This window comes from Sorangiineae bacterium MSr11367 (assembly GCA_037157805.1).
Lineage (GTDB): Bacteria > Myxococcota_A > Polyangia > Polyangiales > Polyangiaceae > Pendulispora > Pendulispora rubella.
In genome coordinates, this window is the sequence record CP089983.1 from 12,824,737 (window position 1) to 12,850,510 (window position 25,774).

The 25,774-nt window shown below is 65.6% G+C and carries 22 protein-coding genes and 1 tRNA gene; 13 read left to right on the top strand and 10 right to left on the bottom strand.

Translation table 11 applies throughout. The annotated features are described in order from the left end of the window. Positions 1 to 177 precede the first annotated feature (177 nt). Positions 178 to 251: transfer RNA gene (locus LVJ94_50000), tRNA-Arg, on the bottom strand. A 67-nt stretch (positions 252 to 318) separates the two neighbouring features. Here LVJ94_50000 and LVJ94_50005 point away from each other — a divergent pair. Beyond that, positions 319 to 1,197, top strand: a complete 879-nt coding sequence (locus LVJ94_50005) for a hypothetical protein (GenBank protein ID WXB05016.1) — start codon at positions 319 to 321, stop codon at positions 1,195 to 1,197. A 5-nt stretch (positions 1,198 to 1,202) separates the two neighbouring features. Here the strand turns inward: LVJ94_50005 and LVJ94_50010 are convergent, their stop codons facing one another. Continuing rightward, complete coding sequence (locus LVJ94_50010; protein WXB05017.1) at positions 1,203 to 2,540, bottom strand: family 43 glycosylhydrolase; 1,338 nt, start codon at positions 2,538 to 2,540, stop codon at positions 1,203 to 1,205. A gap of 262 nt (positions 2,541 to 2,802) precedes the next feature. On the opposite strand from LVJ94_50010, the gene LVJ94_50015 reads away from it, so the two are divergent. Then, positions 2,803 to 4,128: a peptidylglycine alpha-amidating monooxygenase gene (locus LVJ94_50015; GenBank protein WXB05018.1), complete on the top strand. Its 1,326-nt coding sequence runs from the start codon at positions 2,803 to 2,805 to the stop codon at positions 4,126 to 4,128. Here the strand turns inward: LVJ94_50015 and LVJ94_50020 are convergent, their stop codons facing one another. The 5 genes from LVJ94_50020 to secA all read right to left on the bottom strand — a co-directional run bounded on the left by LVJ94_50020 (position 4,129) and on the right by secA (position 10,634). Next, positions 4,129 to 5,610, bottom strand: a complete 1,482-nt coding sequence (locus LVJ94_50020; protein WXB05019.1) for a hypothetical protein — start codon at positions 5,608 to 5,610, stop codon at positions 4,129 to 4,131. A gap of 8 nt (positions 5,611 to 5,618) precedes the next feature. Further along, entirely contained in the window at positions 5,619 to 6,335 is a 717-nt protein-coding gene (locus tag LVJ94_50025; protein ID WXB05020.1) for an SDR family oxidoreductase, read from the bottom strand. 22 nt (positions 6,336 to 6,357) lie between these two features. Then, positions 6,358 to 6,885: a hypothetical protein gene (locus tag LVJ94_50030; protein WXB05021.1), complete on the bottom strand. Its 528-nt coding sequence runs from the start codon at positions 6,883 to 6,885 to the stop codon at positions 6,358 to 6,360. A 48-nt stretch (positions 6,886 to 6,933) separates the two neighbouring features. Further along, entirely contained in the window at positions 6,934 to 7,404 is a 471-nt protein-coding gene (locus LVJ94_50035; protein ID WXB05022.1) for a DUF1772 domain-containing protein, read from the bottom strand. A gap of 146 nt (positions 7,405 to 7,550) precedes the next feature. Further along, the gene (gene secA / locus LVJ94_50040; protein ID WXB05023.1) at positions 7,551 to 10,634 is read right to left on the bottom strand and encodes a preprotein translocase subunit SecA; all 3,084 of its coding nucleotides are present in this window, start codon (positions 10,632 to 10,634) and stop codon (positions 7,551 to 7,553) included. Between the two features lie 281 nt (positions 10,635 to 10,915). Between secA and LVJ94_50045 the strand changes: the two genes are divergently transcribed. Together LVJ94_50045 and LVJ94_50050 are read left to right on the top strand one after the other, a co-directional pair. Then, positions 10,916 to 12,133, top strand: a complete 1,218-nt coding sequence (locus tag LVJ94_50045) for a VWA domain-containing protein (protein ID WXB05024.1) — start codon at positions 10,916 to 10,918, stop codon at positions 12,131 to 12,133. A 7-nt stretch (positions 12,134 to 12,140) separates the two neighbouring features. After that, complete coding sequence (locus LVJ94_50050) at positions 12,141 to 12,935, top strand: AraC family transcriptional regulator (protein ID WXB05025.1); 795 nt, start codon at positions 12,141 to 12,143, stop codon at positions 12,933 to 12,935. 646 nt (positions 12,936 to 13,581) lie between these two features. Here the strand turns inward: LVJ94_50050 and LVJ94_50055 are convergent. Continuing rightward, on the bottom strand, positions 13,582 to 14,199 hold the full coding sequence (locus LVJ94_50055; protein ID WXB05026.1) for a glutathione S-transferase family protein: 618 nt from the start codon (positions 14,197 to 14,199) through the stop codon (positions 13,582 to 13,584). Positions 14,200 to 14,301: 102 nt separating this feature from the next. Here LVJ94_50055 and LVJ94_50060 point away from each other — a divergent pair, with 102 nt between their 5' ends. The 9 genes from LVJ94_50060 to LVJ94_50100 all read left to right on the top strand — a co-directional run bounded on the left by LVJ94_50060 (position 14,302) and on the right by LVJ94_50100 (position 22,841). Continuing rightward, complete coding sequence (locus LVJ94_50060) at positions 14,302 to 14,778, top strand: Lrp/AsnC family transcriptional regulator (GenBank protein WXB05027.1); 477 nt, start codon at positions 14,302 to 14,304, stop codon at positions 14,776 to 14,778. 67 nt (positions 14,779 to 14,845) lie between these two features. Beyond that, positions 14,846 to 15,604: a metal-dependent hydrolase gene (locus LVJ94_50065; protein WXB05028.1), complete on the top strand. Its 759-nt coding sequence runs from the start codon at positions 14,846 to 14,848 to the stop codon at positions 15,602 to 15,604. 19 nt (positions 15,605 to 15,623) lie between these two features. Continuing rightward, positions 15,624 to 16,640 carry an LLM class flavin-dependent oxidoreductase gene (locus LVJ94_50070; GenBank protein WXB05029.1) on the top strand — a complete coding sequence of 339 codons (1,017 nt, stop codon included), beginning with the start codon at positions 15,624 to 15,626 and terminating at the stop codon, positions 16,638 to 16,640. Next, the gene (locus tag LVJ94_50075) at positions 16,637 to 17,665 is read left to right on the top strand and encodes a GNAT family N-acetyltransferase (GenBank protein WXB05030.1); all 1,029 of its coding nucleotides are present in this window, start codon (positions 16,637 to 16,639) and stop codon (positions 17,663 to 17,665) included. The genes LVJ94_50070 and LVJ94_50075 overlap by 4 nt, the downstream gene beginning before the upstream one ends. Before the next feature lie 225 nt (positions 17,666 to 17,890). Then, positions 17,891 to 18,973, top strand: a complete 1,083-nt coding sequence (locus LVJ94_50080; GenBank protein ID WXB05031.1) for a branched-chain amino acid ABC transporter substrate-binding protein — start codon at positions 17,891 to 17,893, stop codon at positions 18,971 to 18,973. Further along, positions 18,970 to 19,869: a branched-chain amino acid ABC transporter permease gene (locus tag LVJ94_50085; GenBank protein WXB05032.1), complete on the top strand. Its 900-nt coding sequence runs from the start codon at positions 18,970 to 18,972 to the stop codon at positions 19,867 to 19,869. The genes LVJ94_50080 and LVJ94_50085 overlap by 4 nt, the downstream gene beginning before the upstream one ends. Beyond that, entirely contained in the window at positions 19,870 to 21,612 is a 1,743-nt protein-coding gene (locus LVJ94_50090; GenBank protein ID WXB05033.1) for a branched-chain amino acid ABC transporter ATP-binding protein/permease, read from the top strand. Continuing rightward, complete coding sequence (locus tag LVJ94_50095; protein ID WXB05034.1) at positions 21,609 to 22,355, top strand: ABC transporter ATP-binding protein; 747 nt, start codon at positions 21,609 to 21,611, stop codon at positions 22,353 to 22,355. Before LVJ94_50090 ends, LVJ94_50095 begins: the two co-directional genes overlap by 4 nt. A gap of 171 nt (positions 22,356 to 22,526) precedes the next feature. Beyond that, positions 22,527 to 22,841: a hypothetical protein gene (locus LVJ94_50100; protein WXB05035.1), complete on the top strand. Its 315-nt coding sequence runs from the start codon at positions 22,527 to 22,529 to the stop codon at positions 22,839 to 22,841. On the opposite strand, the gene LVJ94_50105 is transcribed toward LVJ94_50100, so the two are convergent. Beyond that, positions 22,838 to 23,191 carry an MmcQ/YjbR family DNA-binding protein gene (locus LVJ94_50105; protein WXB05036.1) on the bottom strand — a complete coding sequence of 118 codons (354 nt, stop codon included), beginning with the start codon at positions 23,189 to 23,191 and terminating at the stop codon, positions 22,838 to 22,840. The two genes, LVJ94_50100 and LVJ94_50105, sit on opposite strands and share 4 nt — an antisense overlap. A gap of 7 nt (positions 23,192 to 23,198) precedes the next feature. Further along, positions 23,199 to 25,598: a hypothetical protein gene (locus tag LVJ94_50110; GenBank protein WXB05037.1), complete on the bottom strand. Its 2,400-nt coding sequence runs from the start codon at positions 25,596 to 25,598 to the stop codon at positions 23,199 to 23,201. Positions 25,599 to 25,774 lie beyond the last annotated feature (176 nt).

Consider the following 25,774-nt stretch of genomic DNA (forward strand, 5'->3'; position numbering starts at 1 on the left):
GACATCGCACTGGTCTGGCACGACCTGGACATTACCCCGCCGGGCATGATCCCGATCGGTCGCGTCCAAAGAACCCTGCTGAGCTCGGCCCGCCCGCCGTTTCTCTCCTCCGCAGAGACCCATCGCCTGCGTCGTCCCAGCGCGATCTGCGGCAATTTTCAGCACTTCATCGAGCAGCGTGCCCGGCAGGACTCGAACCTGCGACCAACGGCTTAGAAGGCCGCCGCTCTATCCAACTGAGCTACGGGCACGTGTAGCCCTTTCCCTTATCCCGGGCCGGTGCGTTGCGCTAGAACCTTTAGTAAGGTCCGGCCCCTCGTGAACCAAAGCACCAAACGAAGCGGGGGCGACGATGCACTGGCGACGGCCCTGGATCAGGCCCAAAAAGGCGACCCCAAGCCGCTTTACGACCGGTTGACCCGGGGGTCGTGGCTGCCTGGGCCGGAGGCCAACCTCGAGCTTGCCGCGGCCTTTGGGGCGCTCTGTGCCTCAAGGGGCAACGCCGCCGACAAGGTCGTTTTCGCCATGGCGGCGCTCGATGCCGACGAGGCCCCCGGCGGGAAGGAGCTCGAGTTCCTGCCGATGTGCGGGGTGGCGGCGCTTGGAGCGCGTGCGGCGCGGGACCATGCCGGTCGGGCGAAGCTTCTCGCCAAGCTTCACGATTCCGCCGAGGACCTCCGCTGGCGCGTCCGCAAAATGGTCAGCTCCTCGCTGGCGCTCGTGGGGGCCACCGTCGGCGGTGCCCTCGTCGACGAGCTCGACCCCTGGCTTGACGGCTATTTTCACGCCGCCGCGGTGCTCGAGGCGCTGGCGGACATGCGCTGGCTCTCGCAGCTTCACGATGCACAGGCCGTGATGGCCATCGTCGATCGCGCCTTCGACCTGGCCCGGGATGCGAGCCGCTCGTCCAGCCGGTACCCGGGCTTCAAGGCCCTCGTCGAGTCCCTGTCCACCGTCCCGAGCGTGCTCGCGGTGCGATTCGGGACGCCCATCTTCGACGGCCTCGCCGGCTGGCTCGAACGAACCACGGACCCGGCCCTGCGCGAGATCGTCGAGAAGAACGTGCGCGCTCCGCGCCTCAAAGGCCGCTTTCGCGACGAGGTCGCGCGCGTGCTCGCGCAGTTCGAGGCCACGGCCCCCGCCCGCCGCGATCCGCGCACCTACGTGGGCAAGACGCGCGGGCGCGGCAAAAAATAGCGCCGTTACGGCAGCGCCACGGGCTCGTGGATGCTCACCGGCACGCCGAGCGACGGTATGCCATCGCCGTTGAAGGCCATCGGCTGCGCGCGGATGCTTCGCCCGCCCCAACCGCTGCCCGGCTGAATCAGCGCGTGGTAGGCGAGCCATGGGCGCCCGTTCACCGTGAAAAAGCCGTTGTGCCCGGGCGCCGTGGCGGTGTCGCGCCCCGAAAAGACGCACGACGACGACTTGCTCCAGCCACCGGGCACCATCGGATCGCTGCCATTCAAGGTGAGAAGGCCCACGCAATAGTCGTTCGTCCAGCTGCCATTCACCGAGATGGTCACCGAAAGCCGCCCATTCGGCCCGTGAATCGGCTGCGGGCCCTCGTTCACCCGGATGTTCGGTGACCCATTGGGAACGGTCTCCCACGGCGCCGTCGGCGACGCGATCTTCACCCGGCCGCCGGTGGCCGCGTTCGGGCTGCTCATGCGCGACAGGAAGATGTGCTGCACGTTCGGATCGCCGTTTTCCCAGCCGGACCATAGGAAATATCCCTGGCCGCCGTGCGAGACATAGGCGCCATCGATGGCCCATTCATCGCCGGGGAGCCGCACTTCGCCCAGGTTCTCGTATGGCCCCATGGGATCGCTCGAGCCGCGCAGGGCGAACATGCGATGGCTCGCATTGCCGCCGCCGTTCTCGCCCGCGACGTAGATCCACCAGCGGCCATCGATCTTCTGCAGCTCGGGCGCCCAAATGCCCGCGCACGCGGGGGCGGGGCAGGCGGGGGCGCGCCAGAGGGACTTCGGCGCCGCGTCCTCGAGCTGCTCGATGCTGCTCGCCTGGCGGATGACGACGCCCCGGTCGTTGTCCGAGGAGACCAGGTAATACGAGCTGTTTTCGTAGGCCATCGTTGGGTCGGCGCCGGCGCCGAGGATCGGATTGAAAAACTTGCCCGTCAGCCACGGGCCCCGCAGCTCGAACGTGGCATCTTGGCGGAACTGCGCCTCGCCGTGGTCGTCGTCCAAACGCAGCACACCCAAGGCATGGCGCAAATACGCATTCGGAAACTGGAATGCACGAAACGATGTTGCGGCACCGTCCGCGAGCCCCGGGACACGGCAGAACGTGGCATCTTGGCGGTATTGCGCCGTGTCTTGGAAGGGCTGCAGAACGACCTCGCCGTTCTGGTGGCGAAGGAACGAGCCGCGGTAATTGCGTGATTCGATGGACACACACCCTCCACCGCCCGTGCCGGCCAATCCGGGAACGAACGACCAGGTGGCATCGGCTTTCGCGAGGTCGGCACTGGTGTCGTAGATGTCGTCGACACGCCCCACACCGTTGGCATGACGCACGAATCCGTCGAATAGAAAACGCGCTTTGATCGAGAGGAAATCGCGAATGATGGGACTCGATGTGCTCGAACCGTTCGACGTGCCGCGAGCGTCTTGCTCGTGACCGGAGCAGCCTAGAACTGCAACGAAAGAGGCAGCAACGAAACCCGGGCGTGCGAAAAAGCGCATGCCCCTATGTGAACCGCAAAATTAGAAATTTGAAGCGCAAAATATTTCCAATCACGCTCGCCCGTGGCCATCGGGGAGTCCAGGGGGGCTGACCATGGCAAGACATTGGACAGGACCGATTCTGAAGTTGCTTCTGCCCTTGGTATTCACGTACGGGACGAGCGGTTGCGGCGATGGGCAAAATGCCGCATCGCCGAATGGGAACGACGGCGGCGTTTCGAATGATGTCTCGGGCGGTCGCCATCTGCCGTGCGCGGTCGACGAGGTGCTCGCGCGAAATTGTCGAAGCTGCCACTCGAATCCACCGGCATACGGCGCACCCATGCCGCTGGTCACGTGGGATGATTTGCAAGCACGGGCGAAAACGGATTCGGGACAGCGTGTCTACGAGCTGGTGGGCAAACGCATCCACGACGATGCGGCGCCCATGCCGGCCAAGGGGCTGCTGGGCGCGGTCGATATGAAGACCCTCGACGGGTACATCGCGGCGGGCGCGCCGCGCTCGTCGGAGCTGTGCGATGCCCATCCGGGGGGCGACGGCGATCCGGCGCCGCTCGATTGCAAACCGGATATGCAAATCATGCCGCGCGCGCCGTGGGCCATGCCCAAAGAATTGCACGACCAATACGTGTGCTACGGCATCGACGTGAAAAACACGGACAAACGCCACGTCGTGGCCATTGCGCCGAAGGTGCAGAACCGCAAAATCGTGCACCATGCCTTGCTGATGCAATCGGACCAATCGGAAGATCCGACGCCGCACGCGTGCAACCCGGGCGGTGCACTTCGCTGGCGCATGCTGTATGCGTGGGCGCCGGGCGGGCAAAACATGATCATGCCGCCCGAGGCAGGGTTTCCGCAGGAGGGGACCACGCATTACGTGGTTCAGATTCATTACAACAACGTCGGGGCGCTGGAACATCAGACCGATACGTCCGGATTCGACGTGTGCACGACGGACAAATTGAGGCCGAACGATGCCGACGTCATGGCCTTCGGTGCGGTGAATTTCACCATTCCGCAACAAAGCAATTACGACATCACCTGCAGCATGACCGTGCCGCTGCTCTATCCCAAGATGCACGCCATCTTTGCCATGCCGCACATGCACAAGCTCGGCACGGCGCTGGTGAATACGTTGCACCCGGCGGGGAAGACACCCGTCGACATGGGGACGCAGCTCACCTGGGACTTCAACAATCAACTTTGGTATCCCATCGACGCCACGCTCAAACCCGGGGACGTGGTCAAAACGCGTTGCGCGTGGACCAATCCGACGCAGCAGCCGGTGGCCTTCGGTGAAAATACCGACAATGAAATGTGCTACGCCTTCGCGGTCTATTACCCGCGTATCACCTTGCCACTCTTCAATTGGGCGACCCCGGCGGGTGCCTCCAGCTGCGTGCCCACACCGCGCTAATTAGCCATGGCTCTTGGGGGGCCGCTCCGAGGCCGGCGGAAGGCTCACTCGCTCGTTCAAACGTGCCGCTTCGTCCACGATCTTCGTGGCCGCGGCGGCGCGGGCGGTCTTTTGCTGCAACGTCGCGTGGTCGACCACGGTGTGGCCTTCGAGAAGATCCAAATAGTCGAGATCCAGCACGCCGCCGCTGGGCAGGATGAATACGCCCGATAGGTGCGCCTGCTGGCCAATCTCCGCGACCAGGGCCCGCGGCACGTGCAGCGCGGCGTGCGTGATCAAATGGATGACCGGATCGCGCTGATCGCGGGCGCGCAGGAGGGCCATCTCCGTTGCGAGCTGTGCGAACACGCGTGCCGGGTTGCGTCCGCGCTCACCCTTGAAGCCGAGAAGGTACGCCACGGGCAGCTGCCCCGGTCGCGGACGCTGCACGTCGTAGAGGCGCGAGTCGAAAAAGCGCATCCACACTTCTTCGCCGGCGAGCTGCAGCTTTTTGCCCATGGCGATGGCCAGCCCGCGGGCGAAGACCTGGCGATCGCCGCGCATCGAGGCCGAGGCGTCGATGAGCAGATAGTGCAGGCGCCGCGCATCCTCGGAGGCTTGCTCGCGTGTAAAGTACAATATTTCGTTCTCGAGCATGCGGCGCGAGAACTCTTCCGGCTCCCAGGCGAGCTCCGTCAGCACGAGGGAGTCAATCGAGCCTTTGCTGCCGATGCCCGCGTAGCCGTGCACGGCTTGCGTGCCCGTCGACTGCGTGCGGCGGGTCTCGAGGACGCTGGGCAAAAGCTCGAGTGAAAAGTGCACGATGTCGTTCGCCGAGGGCGTCGACATGGCCGCGAGCAGATCCACCTGGGCCAAGGCGCCGGCCGTGGTCGACTCGGGGCCGAGCATCCCGAGCAAGCGCAGGGTGTCCAGATCGAGCGCATCGGCCATGGTGAGCACGTGCAGCCGCGCCCGCGCGAGGGCCTCCAACGTCGCGGTCTCGAAGGTGCGCGCCACCGAGGCGAAGAGCGAGGGAAGCTGCGAATCGAGATCGCGCACCATCTCCGGATCGAGCGGCACCGTGGCGGCGTAGGGCGACTTTCGCCCGACGCGCAGCGCAATGGATCCGAGCACGCGCGCCAGCACCACGACGATCAACTCGTCGCCGAGGCGCATCGAGCGGGCGCGCTGGCTGGCCTCGCTCTGGCCGATCTCGTCGACGATGCCCACGTAGGTCGGCATCAAGGTGCCGAGCTGCGGCACCTTGGCGTCGATCGGATGGCGCGGGCCGAGGGCGAGCTGCTCCTTCGGCGCGGCGTAGAGAAGGCCGACGTCGTGCACGAGGAAGAGCGGCAGGTGCACACCGAGCCGCTCGAGATCGCGGTGCCAGCGCAGGGCGCGCACCACGAGCATCGGCGAGGCGGCGCGCACGGTGCTGAGGGCCAAGCCGCCCAGCGCCCCCACGATTGCGGGATCGCGCGCCTGCGCCGCCGAAACGGGCACGCAGGCCCCTAGACTTTGCCGTAGACCGGAATGAGCGCGCCGGAGATGTCCCGCGCGGCATCCGAGAGGAGAAACGCGATGACGTCGCCCAGCGAATCGGGCGCGACCCAGAGGCGCGGATCGGCGTCGGGCATCCCTTCGCGGTTCGAGGGGGTGTCGATGATGCTCGGCAGCACGGCGTTTACGCGCACGCCGGCGGAGAGGACCTCCGCAGCCACGGCTTGCGTGAGCGCACCCACGGCGGCCTTCGCGGCGGTGTATTCGGCGGCGCCCTTGCCCAGCTCGGGCCGCAGCACCTGCCGCGCGCCCACGACGACGATGCTTCCGTGCCCGCGGTTCACCATGCCGGGAAGCAGCGCGCGCAGGGCGCGGTACACGGTTTCCGTGTTGCCCAGCATCATCGATTGCCACGCGGAATCGTCCTTCGCGGCATGAATCGGCGTGCCGCCGGTCCACCCGCCGGCGGTGAGCACGGCGCCCGTGGGGTCGCCGAACTTCGCCTTCACGTGTTCCAGCGTGGCATGCCAATCGCTGTCCAGGGCGACGTCGGTCACGAGGCCGAGCACGCGCGGGGCGAGCTCCTTCTCCAGTGCATGCACGCGCTCTTTCGCCTCGGTGCGATCCAGCACGACGACACGTTCGCCGCGCCGCGCCTGCTGCCGAACGATGGCCGAACCCAGCGCGCCTGCGCCGCCGGTGACGATGGTGATGGCTCCCGTGCTCATGGTGTCACTCCTGTCACGCTTGTCACTCCAGCCCACCGGGGCGCACGGCTTCTTCCGGGGCCGTTCCGCCGATGGATTTCAAATCCGGCTGCATGCGCGCTTGCTTCACGTTGTCCCACTGGCTGCCGGTCTCGTTGTCGTCGTTGCCGTACTGGCCTTGCAGGGTGGGCGTGTTGTCCGAGTTCATCTTGTAGACGAACACCCCGCGGCCCTTGGCTTGCGCCGAGGGGCCAACCATCCCGTACGTGTGCTCCTTCCAGGTGAAGTGCAGAACGTTGCCCGATTTGGTTCCGGACATCTCGCCCCACTTGCTCTGGTCGGTGCGCTTCCAACGCCCGACCACGGACGAGTCGGTCTCGACCAGGTGGAGGTAGCCGAAGACCGGATGGAAGTAGACCCCGGTCCACGATTCGCCGGCGGGCATTTCGCCCGGCGTGATCTTGGCCGTATTCGGCCCGCTGCCGCCTTCGCACGCGGTCAGTGTGCCGGCGCCCAACGCCGCCAAGCCCGAGATGGCCGCGACCAACACGAAACGCCTTACGCTCGTCATGGGAGGGGAGTCTATCGCCGATCGGCACGGCTTCAAAATACGTTGCGATTATCCTGCTTTGCGCAGCGCGATGGCCAAGAGCGCCGCCGCGCCGAGCGGTGCGACCGTCCGCACGTGGTTCCACGTCGTCCACTGGACCAGGTACTCCTTCCAATAGGCCATGCCCTCGGCGCTCGCCGGATCCAGGGCGGCCAGCGCGTCGTTGCGGGGCACATGGTAAAAAATCGTGACCAGGATGGTCACCATGTACAGGGCGCACCCGAGGACGCGGTAGGCCGCGCCGTCGTCACCCAAGCGGACGAACGACGCAGTGCCCAGCACGAGGCACACGAGCGCCGTGCCGAACATCGCCACCATCAGCCCCGCCGTGGGGGCTGCCACATTGATCGCGTTCATCGCCTCGGCACCGCGTGCGGCGGGCAGGTACCCGAGGCCCTTCATCACGAAGGTCGAGAACGCGAAGAACACCCCGGCCACCAGCGCGGACCCGAGGAGCGCCACCATCGTCAACACACGCATCGTTTGCTCGGACATGCCTAGATGATGCGCCGTGCACGGATGCATCGCCACTGGCATGATTTCATGACATCGATGCATAATTGCATCGTTCTGCCCAAGAAAAAGGCGGGAACGTCGTTCCCGCCTCTTTTCATCCGGATGGGGCGTCAGGCGTTGGCGTCGTCCTGATCCGCGCCCTCTTCCTCGAGGGCGGCGCCGTGGCACTTCTTGAACTTCTGCCCGCTGCCGCAGGGGCAGGGGTCGTTGCGCCCGATCTTCGGGGTCGCGCGCTGCGCGGGCTGGACGATGCGGGCCTGCTGCTGCGGCCTGCGCATGGGCTGGCGCTGCTGCGGGGCCTCATCCTGATCCGCGCCCGGATCGAGCTCGGAGCCGTGACGCGCTTGGGCGGCGCGCAGTTGCGCCTCGTGGCGCTCGGCCTCTTCGTGCTGCATCTGCTCGACGTCGGCCTCGCGGCGGACCTGCGCCTTGAACAGGTTCGTCGCCACATTGGAGCTGATCTCCGCCATCATCGTGACGAAGATCGTGTAGCCCTCTTTCTTGTACTCCTGCTTCGGATCGCGCTGGCCGTAGCCGCGCAGACCGATGCCGTCGCGCAAGTGCTCCATGTTCGTGAGGTGCTCGACCCACGCGCGGTCGATTTCCGTCAGGTAGAAGTGACGGAACAACTTGAGCAGGAGCTCGGTGCCGAGGTCTTTTTCCTTCTGCTGAAGCACGGCCTCGGCCTGGTCGTACAGCCGGTGCGCGAGCTCCTCCAGGTCGGTGACGTGCACGTAGTCCTTCGGCTTGATGCCGAAGTGATCGCGGAAGCCCTCGCCGATGTCGTCCCACTTCCAGTCTTCCGGCGGGACGTTGCCGGGGCAACTCTCCTCGAGGATCGCCGCGATGATGCTGTCGACCAAATCGAGAAGGCGCTCGCGTTGCTCGGTGAGGCTGCGCGGGATCTCGTCCATGAGCCGCTCGTAGATCTTCTGCGGCTTCTTGGCGTCGTTCTCGCGGTATTCGAGTTTGTATCCCCAGTAATTGTAAATATCTTCCTGGAGACTCCCCATCTCGTAGAGCTCTTTGACCGCCTCCACGGACGCGGGTTTGCCGCCTCCGTCGGGCGCCACCGAGGTTCCGTAATGGAGAACCATGTCGCGGATGGCATCTTTGACGTCGTCGCGCAGGCGATCGAGCGGGTCGATCGCGCGCAGCTTGCCCGTGGGCTTGCCGTCGTCGTCCACCATTTCCGGCGTGTAGCGGCCGATGAGCAGCTGCTGGCGGACCTTGTAGACCGTCTTGCGCTGCTCGCTCATGACGTCGTCGTATTCGAGCAGGTTCTTACGAATGTCGAAGTTGCGTCCCTCGACCTTCGACTGCGCATCGCTGATCGACTTGCTCACCCACGGGTGCTCGATGGGTTCGTCGTCGGGCATGCCCATGCGCTCCATCAGGGCCTTCACCCGCTCGCCGCCGAAAATGCGCATCAAGTCGTCTTCGAGCGACAGGTAGAACCGGCTCGAACCGGGATCGCCCTGGCGCCCTGCGCGTCCGCGGAGCTGGTTGTCGATGCGGCGTGACTCGTGGCGCTCGGTGCCGAGGATGTGCAGGCCGCCGGCCTCGCGCACCTCGTCACCCTCTTGCTTGCACGAGATTTCGAGCTTGGCGACGAGCTTTGCGAACTCCTCCGGCTCGGCCTCGGGATCGCGCCCCTGCTCCTTGAAATCGAGCTTCGCCAGCATCTCCGGGTTTCCGCCCAAGATGATGTCCGTGCCGCGACCGGCCATGTTCGTGGAGACCGTGATGGCGCCTTTGCGTCCGGCCTGCGCGACGACGTACGCCTCCTTCTCGTGCTGCTTGGCGTTGAGGACGGCGTGCGGAATCTTCTTCTTCTTCAAGATGGCCGCGATGGCGTTGCTCTTCTCGACGCTGGTCGTGCCGACGAGCACCGGCTGGCCCTGCGCATAGAGCTCTTCGATTTCACCGGCGACGGCGGTGAACTTCTCGCGCTCCGTTTTGTAGACCAGGTCTTCGCTGTCGACGCGGCTGACCGGCTTGTTCGTGGGGATCTGGATGACCCCGAGCTTGTACGTGGAGTGGAACTCGCCCGCTTCGGTGTCGGCCGTTCCGGTCATGCCGCCGAGCTTCTTGTAGAGGCGGAACAAGTTCTGGAACGTGATGGTGGCCATGGTGCGGGTCTCTTCCTGGATCCGCACGTTCTCTTTGGCTTCGACGGCTTGGTGCAGACCGTCCGACCAGCGGCGGCCCGGGAGCACGCGGCCGGTGAACTCGTCGATGATGAGCACCTTGCCGTCGTCGGCCACGAGGTAGTTCACGTCGCGCTTGTAGAGCGCGTGGGCGCGCAAGCACTGATTCAGAATGTGCAGCGACTCCAGGTTGACCGGGTCGTACAGGTTCGAGATGCCCATCAACTTTTGGGCTTGCTCGACGCCTTCGTCGGTCATGGTCACGCTGTGCTGCTTCTCGTCAACGAGGTAATGCTCGTCCTTGCGCAGGCGCGGGATCACCTCGTTGATGGTGCGGTACTTCCCGCTCGAGGCTTCTTGCTGACCGCTGATGATGAGCGGCGTGCGCGCCTCGTCGATGAGGATCGAGTCGACCTCGTCGACGATGGCGAAGTTGAGCTCGCGCTGCGCGTATTCCAGCGCGCTGAACTTCATGTTGTCGCGCAGGTAGTCGAAGCCGAACTCGTTGTTCTGGCCGTAGGTGATGTCGCTACGGTACGCGCGCTTCTTGTCGCTGTCCGACTGCGAGTTGACCACGACGCCGGTGCTGAGGCCGAGGAAGCCATAGAGCCGCCCCATCCACTCCGAGTCGCGCTTGGCCAAGTAGTCGTTGACCGTGACGACGTGCACGCCGCGCCCTTCGAGCGCATTCAGGTAGCAGGGGAGCGTGGCGACGAGCGTTTTGCCCTCGCCCGTGCGCATTTCGGCGATGGATCCCTTGTGCAGGACCATGCCTCCAATGAGCTGCACGTCGAAGTGCCGCATCTTGAGGGCACGCCAGCCGGCCTCACGCGCGACAGCGAAGGCCTCATGGAGGATGTCATCGAGGGTGGCGCCATTATCGAGTTTTTCCTTGAACTCGACAGTCTTGGCGCGCAACTCGGCATCGCTCAGCTTCTTGATGGCCGGCTCGAGCGCGTTGATGGCTTCGACGCGGGGTCGTAGCTTTTTAACTTCGCGCTCATGGGAGGTTCCGAGGATTTTCTTGAGGGCCCACGCAAACATCGGACGCGTACCCATAATCCTCCGCGCACGCGACTGCAAACATGGCGCCGTTGAGGTGCATCAAAGTTTGTCACGGCGGCTCTGGTAGAGCTCAGCCTAGTGACACTATGTGACCATATATCAGCCACATTCACGGCGGGGTCCGCACACAAGCGGCGGGAATCCCACGAGAATGATCTGCTCAGCTTGAGCGCGCAAAATCTGCGTGCATCATCGGTGCTTGTCTCGGGGGGGCTCTTCGGTTTGTTGAAGACTCGAGACCGTTAGGAGGCACAAAATCCATGAAGAGGCGCTCTTCGGTTGCGCGCTTTTACGCGGGCGCATGCGTGGTGGCCATGATCTTCGCTCCGGCGTGCGGCAGCAGCTCGCCCGCGTCGGAAAGCACGAACGTCCCTGACCCGGGCACGGGCGGGGGTGGAGGCGACGGCTTCGAGCCCGACAAAGGGCCGGGGTCCGGCGGCGGTTTTGGTGGCGGCGGCTCCAACGATGGCGGCGGCGTGCAGGACACGAGCTGCGCGACGGCGACGGGGGAGGCCAAGCGCGAGGCGACCTACCTCGAGATCGTGCTCGATGGGTCGGGCAGTATGGGCGACGACGGCAAGTGGAAGGCCGCGGTCGCGGCGCTCGATGCGATTTTCGATGAGTACTACGCGAACGCCGATCCCGAGGTGGGCGTGGGGCTGCTCATTTTCTCGGACGCGAAGGACTCGACGAAGGGACAAGGTCCGTATCCGACGGCCGCCGACGTGGAGCCAGCGTTCGTGGACAGCGCGCAGCACAAGGCCCTGCGCGCGCGCATCGATGGGACGTCGTACTCGGCCGGTACGCCGACGTACGAAGCGCTCTACGGCGGCTACCGCATGCTGAAGCCGTTCGTGCCGAAGCCTCCGCTCCGCGCGGGCGGACACAAGGTCGTCGTGCTGGTGACCGACGGTGTGCCGCGTGGGCTTTTCAGCGAGCAAACGAAGTGCACCGACGAAGCGACGCACCAGCGGCTCGCGAGCAACGCCGGGGGACCCATCGATACGTTCTCCGTGGGCATCGGTCCCTTCCCGACGCCCGACGAGACGCACGTGTACGCGCCCCGTTTCTTGTCCGAGCTCGCCGTTGCGGGCGGTACGCGGGCATCGGTCGGCTGCGATCCGGAGACGAGCGACGCGGCGAAGTTGTGCCACTTTCAGATCACCCCGGGTGGTGGGAAAAGCGTGCCGCAGCTGACGCAGGAGTTCGTGGCAGCGTTGAAGCGCATTCAGATTTCCCTGGGGTGCGACTACAAGCTGGACACGTCGGCGAACATGGACCCGGCGCGGGTGAACGTGGCCTGGACCGACGCGGCGGGCGAGCATTTGATTGTGCAAGATGCTGCGAATGGCTGGACGTACGACGACGCGCAGAACCCGACGCGGGTGCTGTTGCACGGTGAATCGTGCCAGGCGGTGAGCTCGGCGCGGGAGGCGAACCTGCGGGTCATCCTGGGGTGCAAGACCGTGGTAAACTGACGCGGCCATGGCCGTGGAGATGACGCGGGTCGAGAACGATACGCGTCTCTGGACGGGGCACGCGACACGCTACGGGCTTACCTTGGTGTTCGCGGGCGCGTTCGACTTTTGGTACCGCCGCCGGATCGCGACGCACTCCGTCGGGCTCCTCAAATTGAAGGAGCCCGGCGAGGTGCACCGCGACGTGCGGGTGCACGCTCCGGTGACGGCGGCCGGTATGACCGTGGCGCCCGCCGATGTGGACCGTGTGGCGGAGGCATGCGGGCGCGCGACGGTGCCGCATTTTTCCGTGGCGGTGACGCGCGGCGGGGGCCGGGTGGAGGCTTTGGCGTCGCGGCTGCACGATGCGCTGGCGGCGGGCTCGCGGCTCGCGCAGGAGTCGCTGCTGGTGGAGACCTTGGCGGCGCTCTGGGAGGATTACGGCGAGTCGCGCGGGGAGCGGGTGCCGGCCGAGGCGAAGGTGGCGCGTCGAGTACGCGAGTACCTGCACGCAAACTGGCGCGGCGAGGTTTGCCTTTCGGCGATGGCCGCGGCGGCGGGGCGGAGCAAGTACCACGTGCTGCGGTTGTTCCGAGAGGAGTACGGGCTGGCGCCGTACGAATATGTGACGCACTTGCGGGTGGCGCAGGCGCGGCTGCTGCTGGAGGCCGGGGTGCCCGCCGCACAGGTGGCGACGGACGTGGGGCTCTACGATCAGAGCCAGCTGCACCGGCATTTCAAGCGCATCACGGGAACGACCCCCGCGCGCTACGCGCGGGTTGCGCGGGTTGCGCGGGGCCTCGGGGCTGGGCGCCCGCGCTAACCCCGCATGCGCGTCGCGCGGTCTAACCCCGCGTGCGCGTCGCGCGCGTCTAACCCCGCATGCGCGTCGCGCGGCGGGAAACGCTGGTCATCACGTCGCGGGGTGTCCTGGGACGGCCCAAATTCGTCCGGGACAGGGCGGTGCTGTGGGGAAGGGCGCATTTCTCGCTGAACAGGAGATGGCGCGAGATTGGCAATGCGTCGGGTCAGACCTTGGTGCGCGGAGCTCCGGACCCCGCGCCCGCAAGGTCGCAGATCAGGATGATGGGTTACCGCAAGGTATGAGTGGGAGGTAACAGCCGTCCGCGTGCCCGAGAAGGCAGGGAACCAACGCCCAACGGCGTCCAGCTATCGGGAACAACACGTGGCCGGTGACGGGAAGCGCTGTGGGCGCGGACCGGTGGCCGAATTCCTCGTTGGGGTATGCAGCGCAAAAACTGCTCGTATCCACCGGAACTTTTCCTACCCTCATTTTGTCTGGCAAAGAGAAGGCCAGAAGAAGGACGTCTGAGATTGCGCGGAGCGCGCGATCACGCACCCGTTTGTGCCCCGCCCCGCCCCGCCCGTCCCGCCGCCGCGCCCCACGCCGCTGCGCGCCGCGCGCGCGGGTGGAGCTCCCGCTCGGCTTGCGCGGGGCAGTGAACCTCCTAATCGTGGGTCTCACCGGCCAACGGCGTCGCCTGCATCGACGCGCGCCCCGAGAACCCGTCGAGCCACGCAGCCAACCGCGGCCGCTTTGCGCGAAAATCGGGCAACCCACGAAACTCGAGCCAGCTGAGCGCCGTCGCCACCGCGACGTGACCGACGTGCACCGGCGCCTCGAAATCCAGCTCGCGCTCCAGCCAATCGTAACTCGCGATCAACTTCTCCACGTTGCCATCGCGCAGCGGTGCATACCGCAGTTCCTCCGGCCGCCGGACCGTCTCCCACCGAACCGCGATACCGGCCGCGGCCATTCCCTGAGCCACCGCCTGGACGCGCAACGCGTGCCATCGCGCTTCGCCCTCCGAGGGGATCAACCGTCGTCCGTCATGAAGCGTGTCGAAATAGGCGCAAATGACGTCGGAATCGAAGATGGCCGGCAACCCGGGCCGAAGGAGAACGGGCACCTTCCCCAAGGGATTTTCGGCGAAAACATCCTCGTTGCGGCGTGTCGGGCTCGTCTCTTGGTGCTCGACCTCGAGACGGTGCGCGATGCCGACTTCGTGCGCGAACACCAGGGCTTTGCGGGCATAGGGCGAATGCGTTTGATAGAGCAGTTTCATGGCCACCCCGAAGGTTAGGAACGCCCCCGCGCGTTTTGGCCGCAATCTGGTCCGTCGGTGCGCCTTTTTTCTGCGCATCGGACAACCTACGAAGCTCCCGTCATGAAATTGGATCGATTCGATCGCCAGCTACTGAACCTCGTTCAAGAGGACGCGACCCAAACGGCCGAGCGCCTGGCCGAAAAGGTTGGCCTCTCGCCGTCCGCGATCCAGCGCCGCTTGCGCCGCCTGCGCGAAGAAGGTGTCATCGTTCGCGACTGTGCGGTGCTCGACCCGAAGAAGGCGGGCCGCCCGACCTTCTTCGTCGTCTCCGTACAAGTCGAGCGCGAGCGGCCCGAGTTGTTGGCCCAGCTTCGCGAATGGCTTGCCGCGCAAGAACACGTCCAGCAGGCCTTCTACGTCACGGGCGAGGCCGACTTCGTTCTCATCATCGCCGCGCACGACACCGAAACGTACGACGCACTCATGGCGCGAATGGTTCAAGAAAACCCCCACGTGCGTCGCTTCACGACGAACGTCGCACTCAGCGTGGTCAAGCGAGGACTCACCATCCCGATTCCCGAAGAGACCGACGACTAAGATTTCCACGCAGACCGCAACAACGCCCAAGATAACCCGCCACCGCGGGCGCTAGATGAGCCGAACGATGCGACGTTCATGGCTGATTTTCTGCGCGGTATCGATGTTGGGCTGCACGCGGGGCCGCGAGCCGACGCCGATTCGAGTTACCTGGCTCGGGCACGCGGGCTTCGAAATCATCTCGCCCGGCGGGACGAGATTGCTCGTCGACCCATGGGTGAAGGACAACCCGAAAACCCCCGCGGAGTGGAAGAACATCGCGCGCTACTCGCGCGAGGCGCGGCCGATGGCCATCTTGGTGACCCACGCTCACGGCGACCACGCGCAGGACGTGGCGGCGCTGGCGGAGGCCAGCGGGGCGAAGGTCGTGGGCACCGGCGAGCAGGTTCGCGCGCTCGAGATCCCCGAGGCGCAGCAGCACATCGTAAACGTGGGCGGGCCGACCCAGCTCGGCGACGTCACGGTGCACGCCGTGCCGGCGATGCACTCGAGCGAGCCAGGCGGTCGCCCACTCGGCTACGTCCTCACCTTCGCCGACGGCCGCTCGATGTACCACACGGGCGACACATGGCTCTTCGGTGACATGGCCCTCATCGAGGAGCTTTACCACCCGGACATCGTACTGCTCGAGGCCGGCGGTGCGCGCTGGGGGCTCGATCCGAAAACCGCGGCTCTGGCCGTCAAAAAGTACTTTCACCCGAAGATCATCGTGCCCATGCACTTCGGGACCTTTCCGGAGTTGTCCGACGAAGCCGAGGTGCGCGCCACCTTCGAGGGCGATCCGCGCGTCCGATTTCTCACGCCGGGGCAGGCGGTGACGTTCTGAGTCGATTACAAAGAACGGTGTGAGCCTCGTTCTGAACGTGTTGGACCAGTCGCCTGTCTTTGCCGGACAATCGCCCGTCGAGGCGATTCGAGATACCGTGCGCCTCGCCTGTGAGGTGGAGCGACTCGGGTACCGTCGCTTCTGGGTGTCCGAGCACCACGGTGCCCACGCATTCGCCTCGGCAGCACCGGAGATCATGACCGCGCGCGTTGCATCCGCGACATCGCGGCTGCGCGTGGGCGCGGGTGGCGTCCTTCTTCGGTATTACAGCGCGCTGAAAGTGGTCGAGCAGTTTCACGCGCTCGAGGCCATGTTCCCCGGCCGGATCGATTTGGGCATCGGTCGCACCACCGGTGCTGCACCGCGTGCGGCGCTGGCGCTCACGGCGCAGGAGGGCCGCGGACGCCGTTCGTCGGTACCCGACTTCGCCGAGCGTGTCGATGCGCTACTCGGCTACTTGGCCGACGGGGTGCACGAGCGCGTGGACGCCGTTCCGCACGTGCCGTCGCCGCCGCAACCGTGGATCTTGGGCACGTCGCCGGAGAGCGCGCGCTTTGCCGCAGTGCGTGGACTGCCTTACGCGTTCGGGGCCTTCATTCCATCTCGCAACATGGATGAAACATTGGCCGTTTATAAATCCGAATTCGTCCCTTCCAAATGGCTGAAGGAACCTTACATCAATGTGGCGCTATTCGTCTTATGCGCCGAGACGGAGGAGCATGCCTTCGAGCTCGCGTCCTCCACGGAGGCTTGGTTCGTCCAAAGCTTGTTGAGAATGAACAACATTCCATTTCCAACGGTCGATGAGGCCATGGCCGCAGCCAAAAGCGGCTATGGCAGTTGCAGTGAACACGAGTTGCAAGCGCTCGAGGCGCGCCGCCAGGCCGTCGTCGTGGGCAATCCGGCGCAGGTCGCCTCGCGGCTGCACGCGCTTACCGCGAATGGCCTCGTGCGAGAATTGACATTGGTGACCATCGCGGAGCGCTTCGAGGATCGGCTCGAGTCGTATCGACGCATCGCGGAGGTTTGCACATGATCCTCGAGCGCGCCACCTCGGACGACGTACCGGCGATTCTCGCATTGGCCAATTGGGCGGCGGTGAACACCCCGGCCAACTTTGCCACGGAACCGGAGCCTCTTGCGGATTGGGCGGCGAGCTTCGCGCAATCGCACGAGAAGTATCCCTGGATCGTGGCGCGAGACGAAAACCGCCTCCTCGGTTTTGCCAAGGCATCGATGCACCGCGCCCGCGGCGCCTACCGCTGGACGGCCGAGGTTTCCGTCTACGTCGACCCCGACGCGCACCGCCGCGGCATCGGCCGCGCGCTGTATGGCGCCTTGATTCCCTGCCTCCGTGCACAGGGCTACGTCACTCTCCTTGCGGGCATCACCCCGCCCAACCCCGCGAGCGAGCGCCTGCACGAGTCCATGGGCTTCGTCCGCTGCGGCACGTACCACCGCGCCGGTTGGAAATTCGATCGCTGGCACGACGTCGGCTATTGGGACATGCACCTGCAGCCCGTGTATCACCCGCCGGAACCCATTCGTCCCGTCGCCGACGTATGGCCCAAGCTGCAGCGGTTGCGTGTCGAGCGCACGGGTCTCTCGGTCCGACGCGCCGACCTCACCTCCGACGAGGCGGCGACGCTCATCCGCGCCCTCAACCACGAGCTCGCGTCGATGTACTCCGAGCCGGGGGCGAACCATTTCCACTTGGACCCGGCCCAAGTTACCGGCGCGCGGGGCGCCTACGTCATCGCGTACGTCGAGGACGAACCTGCCGGCTGCGGCGCCGTGCGCGCCTTCGACGACGGCACCGCCGAATTGAAGCGCATGTTCGTCGTCCCACGCTGGCGCGCCCTCGGCATCTCGAGGCACATCTTGCACACCCTCGAAGAGCACGCCGCGGGCATCGGCGTAAAGCGCATGCTTCTCGAGACGGGCACGCGGCAAAAGGAAGCACTCTCCTTGTACGAACGCGCGGGCTATTCCCGCATTCCGCTCTTCGGCGAGTACATCCATTCACCGCTTACCAGCGTTTGTATGGCTAAAACCCTATAGCCCTTTCACGAAAGGTGCGGCCGCTCAGGGTAACGGAGCGACTCGATTTCGTACTTCCGCTCCCAGAGCTCCAGCTTCATCCACGCGAGCTTCGAAGAAAGACTGGCCATGCGTACCACGCACAAGGTACGATCGCGCGTTTGCTACCCCTGCTCACGGGAGGACGTTATGGCTTCGTGGTCACGTCGAATGCTCGTTGCGCACTGTGTTGTCGCACTGTTGGCCGTGTCGGTTTCCGCCTGTAAAAAGAGCGGTGGCGACGAGGGAGGGGCCATCAAGATTGGCGTGCCGGTGCCACTTTCCGGCGATAGTGCATCGGCCGGACAGGACATCCTCGCCGCCGCCAAGACCGCCGCGGCCGAGATCAACGAGGCGGGCGGCATCAAAGGACGCAAGATCGAAATCGTGGAGGCGGATGACGCATGCACTCCGCAGCAATCCGCACAGGCCGCCCAGAAATTGGTCAACTCCGGTGTTGTCGCGGCCGCTGGAGGCTACTGCTCCGGCGCGGCCGTTCCTGCGGCCCCCATCTTCGGGCGCGCCAACGTACCGTTCGTGCTCGACGCGTCGACCAACCCGGTGCTGACCGACGACGGCCAGGGCAAAGTGTTCCGCACCTGCGGCCGTGACGATCGGCAGGGCGAGTTCGCCGCCAAGTTCATCGTCGACACGCTCCACGCCAAGCGCGTGGCCATCCTGCACGACAACACCACGTACGCGAAGGGCCTCGCGGAGGCCGCCAACGCCTCCATCAAGAAAAATGGGCAAGCAGAAGTTGCCTACCTGGATGCCCTCACCGCCGGCCAATCCGACTACACACCGGTGCTCACCAAGATTGCCGGCCTGAAGCCGGACGTCCTCTACTTCACGGGCTACTTCGCCGAAGCAGGGTTGTTGCTCAAGCAGCGAAAGCAACTCGGGCTGACCTTCCAAATGGTGGGCGGCGACGCCACCACCGACGCTAGCGCGCTGCGCACGGCGGGCGATACTGCGGAAGGCTTCATCGCCACCACCGCGCCGCTTCCCACCACGCTCCCCGCCGCGGCCGACTTCGTGCGACGCTACAAAGCGTTGAACAACGGCAGCGAGCCGGGACCGTTCTCGGCCTACGAGTACGATGCCATCAAGGTGCTGGCCAAGGCCATCGAGAAGGGCGGCACGACGGATCTCATCAAGACCTTGCACGGCCTCGAAGAGCAACAGGGGATTACGGGATCCATCGCCTTCGACGAAAAGGGCGACCGCAAGACCCTGACCTTCATCGCCGTCACGGTGCAGGCCGGCAAGTACACGGCGTACAAACCGTGACCGATTTTCTGCAGTACCTCGTCAACGGCCTCACCATCGGTACCTTTCTGGCGCTCATCGCCCTGGGGTACTCGATGGTGTACGGCGTGCTCCGGCTGATCAACTTCGCCCACGGCGACGTCTTCATGGTCGGCTCCTTCGCCGGCCTCGCCGTGCTCACCGGTGCCTCCACGTCCGGTCCCATGACCGCCTTGGCCATCGTCGGCGCCGTGCTCGCGGGATCGCTCGTCTCCGGCGTGCTCGGTGTCGGCATCATGCGCGTGGCCTACGCGCCGCTCTTGCGCGCGCCGAAGATCTCGCTGCTCATCGGCGCCATCGGCGTCTCGTTCGCGCTCGAGGAAGGCGTCAAGCTCCTCACCCACGCCGGCTTTCGCTCGTACCCGCACGTGCTCCCGCAGACCATGCTGCTCTCCGGACCGGTCCGTATCAGCTACAGCCAGGTGGTGCTCATCGTGCTGGCCCTCGGCTTGATGTTTGGCCTCTGGGCCTTCATCACCCGCACCGTGCGCGGCACCGCCATGCGCGCCCTGGCCATGGACTCCGACGCCGCGCGCCTCATGGGCATCGACGTTGAGCGCGTAGTGCTGACCACCTTCTTCATCGGCTCCGTCCTCGCCGGCACGGCGGGCGTCATGTATGGCCTTTACTACACGCAGATCAACTTCGCCGTGGGCTTCTTGGTCGGCCTGCGCGCCTTCACCGCCGCGGTGCTCGGCGGCATCGGCAACATGGTGGGCGCCGCCGTGGCCGGCATCCTCATCGGCCTCGTGCAGTCGTTTGCCGCGGGCTATGTCTCCTCGCGGTGGGCGGACGTCATCATCTTCGGGGTGCTCATCGGTGCCTTGGTGCTGCGGCCGCACGGCCTCTTCGGGGAACGCGTCGCGGAGCGCGTCTAGATGAAAGATCTGCGACGGCAGGCGCTCGTTTGGGCAGCCCTCTTGGTGGCGGCCGGCATTTCGGTTCAATTCTTATCGGATTACGCCGTCACCGTTTTTGCCACCATCCTCATTTACGGCATTCTCGGATTGGGCATCAACGTCGTAGTCGGATACGCCGGCCTGCTCGATTTGGGCTTTGCCGCGTTTTATGCCATTGGCGCGTACACGTCCGCGCTGCTCATGTTGAAGTGCGGGTGGGGCTTCTGGGGCACGTTGCCCGTCTCCGTCGTGGTGGCCGCGGGCGCGGGCGCCATCATCGGATACCCCACGTTGCGTCTGCGCAGCGATTACCTCGCCATCGTGACCTTGGGCTTCGGCGAAATCACGCGCATCACCGTCACCAACTTGGACATCACCGGAGGCCCCAATGGCCTGACCGGCGTGCCGCTCGTGAGCGTCTTTTCCCACGAGCTGCGCGGGCCCGAGGAGTTCTTCTACCTGGTGCTCGCCTTCTTCGCCGCGGTGCTCGCACTGAGCCTGTTCCTCGGGCGATCGCGGCTCGCCTACGCCTGGCGCGCGATTCGCCAAGACGAGAACGCTGCCGAGGCCGTGGGCGTGCGCACCGTGCGGGCGAAGATGCTCGCCTACGTCATGGCCGCCGGCATTGGTTCCATCGCCGGGCCGCTCTCGGCGGCGCAGCTCGGCACGGTCGACCCTTCGAATTTCACCTTTCTGACCTCGCTCTTCATCCTGCTCATCGCCGTCATCGGCGGCATGGGAAGCCTGCCCGGGGCCATGTTGGGCGCGGTGCTCGTCGTCGCGCTGCCCGAGGTGCTTCGCTCGGTGCAGGACTACCGCAACCTCGTCTTCGCCGTGCTCCTGGTCGGTGTCGTGCTGGTGCGGCCCCGCGGCCTGTGGCCCGCGCGCTTTCGCCACATGGACCCGGAACGAAGCAAAGACACCGCGTCCCCCGTGCGCGTTGCCGGCACCGACCCGCTGCTCGACGTCCGCGGCATCACGCGGCAGTTCGGTGGCGTCACCGCGGTAGACAACTTCGACCTCACCTTGAAGGCGGGCGAGATCGTTGCCCTGATCGGGCCCAACGGCGCGGGCAAAACCACCACGTTCAACTGCATCACCGGCATCGTCCCGCCCACGCGCGGCCAGGTGACGTTGCACGGGAAAGCCCTCACCGGCCTGCCCCCACACCGCGTGGTCGAAGAGGGGATGGCCCGCACCTTTCAAGGCATTCGCCTCTTCGACGAAATGACCGTCGCGGAAAATGTATTGCTCGGCGGCTTCGCGCGGCATCCGGCCTTGGTCGGCTTTGGCGAGGGCGCCCTGCTCGGGCCGCGCCCCGCGGAGCTCGCGGTGGTGCGTTGGTGTCTCGACTTCGTCGGCCTGCGCCCCCTCGCGGACCGTACCGCGGGCACCTTGTCGTACGGCGAGCGACGCCGCGTCGAAATTGCGCGCGCCCTTGCCAGTGGGCCCTTCGTGGTCCTGCTCGACGAGCCTGCCGCCGGGGCCAGCCCCGGGGAAAAGCAAGCGCTCATGGACCTCATCACGCGCATCCGCACCCTCGGTGTGGCCGTCGTCCTCATCGAGCACGACATGGCCCTGGTCATGTCGGCCTCCGATCGGGTCACCGTGTTGGAGTACGGTCGCACCATCGCCCACGGGTTGCCCGCCGACGTCCAGCGCGATCCGCGCGTGGTCGAAGCCTACCTCGGTGCCGACGAGGACGAGGCGGTGCCTTCATGAACGCACTCCTCGAAGTGAACGGCCTGGGCAGCCGCTATGGCCAGACGGATGCCGTGCGCGGCGTTTCGTTCGATGTACGCGCCGGCGAAATCGTTGCGCTTCTCGGCAGCAACGGCGCGGGCAAGAGCACCACGCTGCGCACCATCACCGGCTTGCACCGCCCCTTCTCCGGCACCGTGCGCTTCGATGGGGCGGACATCACGCGCGCCAAGGCCCACGACATCGTTGCGCGCGGCCTGGGCCACGTGCCCGAGGGCCGCCGCATCTTCTCGGGGCTCACCGTCGCAGAAAACCTGCTCCTCGGCGGCTACCTCGATCGCCGCCACCGCGCGACCGTCGAAGAGCGGCGCGAGGCCATGTACAAGCTTTTTCCGCGCCTCGGCGAACGGCAAGAGCAACTCGCCGGCCTCATGTCCGGCGGCGAGCAACAGATGCTGGCCATTGCCCGCGCCCTCATGAACCAGCCGAAACTCCTCGCGCTCGACGAGCCGACGATGGGCCTCGCCCCCATCGTGGCCAAGCAAATGATGAGCGTCGTGCGCGACATCCGCGACCGCGGCACCACCGTGTTGCTCGTCGAACAGAGCGCGCGCCTCGCCCTGCGCCTGGCCGATCGCGCCTACGTCCTCGTGGCCGGCGAGATCACCCTGCATGGGTCCGCCGCGGATTTGTCCAAAGATCCGCGGGTCCACGCGGCCTACCTTGGCGGCGACCCGCCTCGCCCATCGGACGAAGCTGGCTAGCGCGAAACCCGCGCGCACACTGAGGCAAAATTTGCCGTCTTTGCGACGCACTGCATGCGTACTCATCCATGATGCGTCGAGAATTTCGCAGCATTACGGGCTCAGCTGGCAGCGGTCCAGATTGTGCGAATCATCCAACGCATGGGGGAGGCGATTGAAGGAGATAGCCCAATGTCCGTGAGCTTGATCGAGTTGCAAACGAGAATCGGTGAAGGCTTCCTGCGCATGCAGGCGTTGCGTGACGACATCCGGGAGCGCCTGAACGCCGGTGGCATGGAAGAGTGGGTCGAATGGCAGAAGCTCGACGCGGAGGCTACCGCCTTCGAGCTCGGCGTCGAGGAGATCACCGAAGATCTCTGGCGCGTTCTCACCACGCTTCTTTCCAAATTGTCGAAGCTGCGAGACGACTTGTTCGACGCCGCCACCAGCCCCACCATGTCGCGCATCGTGCAGTTGGAGGCCGCCCCCGCGCCGGCCCTGTACTAAAGTTTCGCGACGAGCCGTTTTGGCGCGATGAGGCGATAGGCCTCTTCGACGAGCGCCTCGACCTCTTTCCAATCGATTTTCTTACCATCGAGGTAAACGCCCACCCACCCTTTGTGGCCCACGTAGGGTGGGACGAAAAAGGTGTCCGGTTTCATCTCGACCAGCATGCGCTGGGCGCCGTCCGTGGCCTTGAACCACGCCGAAGGACGGCCCCCGTCATAATTGCCTTTTTGCATGACGAAGATGCGATCGCGCACACGCCACGTGGGATCGCCCCACGCCTCTTTTTCGGTGGCCTCCGGCAGCGCCAAGCAGATGGTCCGCAGCCGTTCGACGGGCGCCTTCTTCATGGTGTGACTATAGGCTCGATTCGTACGGAATGCGTGCCACACCCACCGAGGCCCGAAGCTTCGCTCCCTCGCCGACTTCCGCGATGGACCCGGCAAAGTAGACGGCGTCCGCGCCCAGGGCGATCGAGTCGACGCTGATCGCGGCTGCGCCGCCGCCGACGGATGTGAATTTCTTTCCGTCGAAGTAGAAGACGTTGCGGCCGCCGGTTTCCGGCCACACGTAGCCGGCGGCGATAAGGCTTCCGTCGGGCAGCGCCAGCAGCGACGTGAAGGTGTGCGTCGTCCCTTCGTAGGGCTTGGGTATTCCGTTTTCCGGCGTGGCAAGCTCGATCCATGTCTTGCCGTCCCACCGTGACAGAATGCGGTACGCGTCGTTTTCCTTTTGCGTGGTGACGTAGATGCCATCCTTGGTGGCGGCAATCGCGGAGACGGCGTTGCCAGCGGTGCCGTTCCCGAGGGCACTCCAGGTGGTACCGTTCCAGCGCGCGATGCGATCGGCCGCCAGCGCGCCCACGTGCTCGAAGATGCCGCCCACGATCACGTCGTAGCCCGCGTCGTCCGTATGCGGGGCAAAGGCCAAGCGGAGTCCCGCGCCGTCGAGGCTCTCGCTGCTCGGCGAGACGAGCTTCGTTCCATCCCAGCGGGCGAGGAAGCCGCGCGCGCCGTCTCCGCCCACGAGCCAGAGCGAGCCATCCGGCGCGTAAGCGACGTCGACGATCTCGGGCAATCGGTCTTCCACGAGGCGCGTCCACGCACCGTTCTTCAGGACGAGCACGCGCCCCACCGGCTCGGGCTGCGCCTGCTCGCTGCACGCGAGGACGATGGTGTCGTCCTTGCCGACGACCATGCGATCGCACCGCGTGTTCGCAGGAAGGGCCGGCGCCGCGGGAACCCATCCGGTCTCTCCGTAGCGCGTTACAGGCGAGGTGAGTGGCTTGCCGCCGGAGTGGCTCGCCCGCGCGAGGCCGTAGACCGTGCACGATTTTGGCGACGATGCGAGCTGGGAGATCTCCCCGGAGATGCCCTCCTGCGTTGTGCCGAGTGCCTGCCATGCGCCGTCGTACGCAGCGATGCTCTGCGACGGCACGCCCCCGGCGCCGCCGAAGGCGCCGCCCATGAGCACGCGCGTGCCATCGGCGACGAGCCGATGGCGCGGCATTTCCCAGATGGCCTCCGGGCTCGGTTCGACACCGCACACGTTTGGCGAATACCAGTGCGAGCTCACCGGCTTGGAGCCATCGTCGATGGATGTCCACGCGGTGCCGTTCCATTTGGCGACGTTGTCCGATGCGATGCGGTTCGGCGCGTCCTCGCCGCCGTTGACGTGGTCGAAGCAACCCGTCACGTAGAGTGCTCCGTCGTGGGCCAGAATGTGGCTCACCACGCCGGTGCCGAACGTTTTAGCCACCCCGTTTCCGACGACCTCCCAGGCCGTGCCATTCCATTTGGCGAAGCTCGACGACGCGCGATGCGCCTCGTCGAGCGTGAACAGCCCTCCCGCATGGAGGGTGCCCGAGCCGTCGCGTGCAAGCGTCAACGCGCGGAAGCTGTCGGTAGGCATTTGGTACTTCGCACTCCAGACTTTGCCATCCCAATCGGCGATCAATCGCGCCGAGATGCCGCCGATGGTCGCGAATTGTCCTGCGACGAGCACGTGGCCCTCCGCATCGGGCACCACGTCGAAGACGTACCCGTTGGGATCGCCGCCTGGCGCGCCGATCCATGTGATGCCGTCCCAGATGGCCAATCTCTTGGGGCCGTTGTTTTCGAATTCCATTCCGCCCGCGACCCAGAGTTTTCCGTCGATCCACGCCAGACGGCGAACGCGCCTCGCATAGCGCCCCACGACCTCGAGCCCGGCGCCTTTGTCGACCCAGATCTCGTCGAGCTCACCGCTCTTACCCGCGTTCGCGGCGAGGGCGAGTTCGCCCGCAGGACCCACCGCGACCGCGTAAAATCCGCCCGACCCGGGATCGCGCCCGTTCCAGTTCGTGCGCCCCGGCTCCCACGCGCCATTGCGCCAGCGGGCCAGTCCGTCGACGCGTAAAGCGCCGGCCCAGCGGAAGTACCCGGCCACGAGCAGGCTGCCATCTTTGTCGCGGGCAAAGTCGTAGACCGAAGGTCGATATCCATCCTGGCCGGTGAGCCCGGCAAGTGTGAATTCCGTATCCCAATCACGGAAGGTCGAATGCGCGGCCGTAAACCGCGGAGGGCACGTGGCGGGCGGTGTGTACGCATCGCGCCCATCGGACGCGTCGTTGCCTGCGTCCACGGCGCCATCGGGTGGTGAACCCGAGTCTGCTCCGGGTTGCGTCGGTCCTCCGGGAGGGTCGTCTCCGCACGCGCCGAGGGAAATGGTGACCGCGCCACACGTGGCGAGAAAAAGCGAATAGGCACGAGCCTTCATCGTCGAGCTCCTGGTGTAAGCGCCGCTCGACCCCCAAGGCGGCATAAAGGGGAATCCAGAGTACGGTACGATTTCGCGCGCCATGGATCCACTGCAAAGGCGCGTTTGCGTGCGCACGATCCATGACGCGCGCGTGTGGGAAGTACGCGATCTCGCCGCGCCGGCGTTTTGACCCC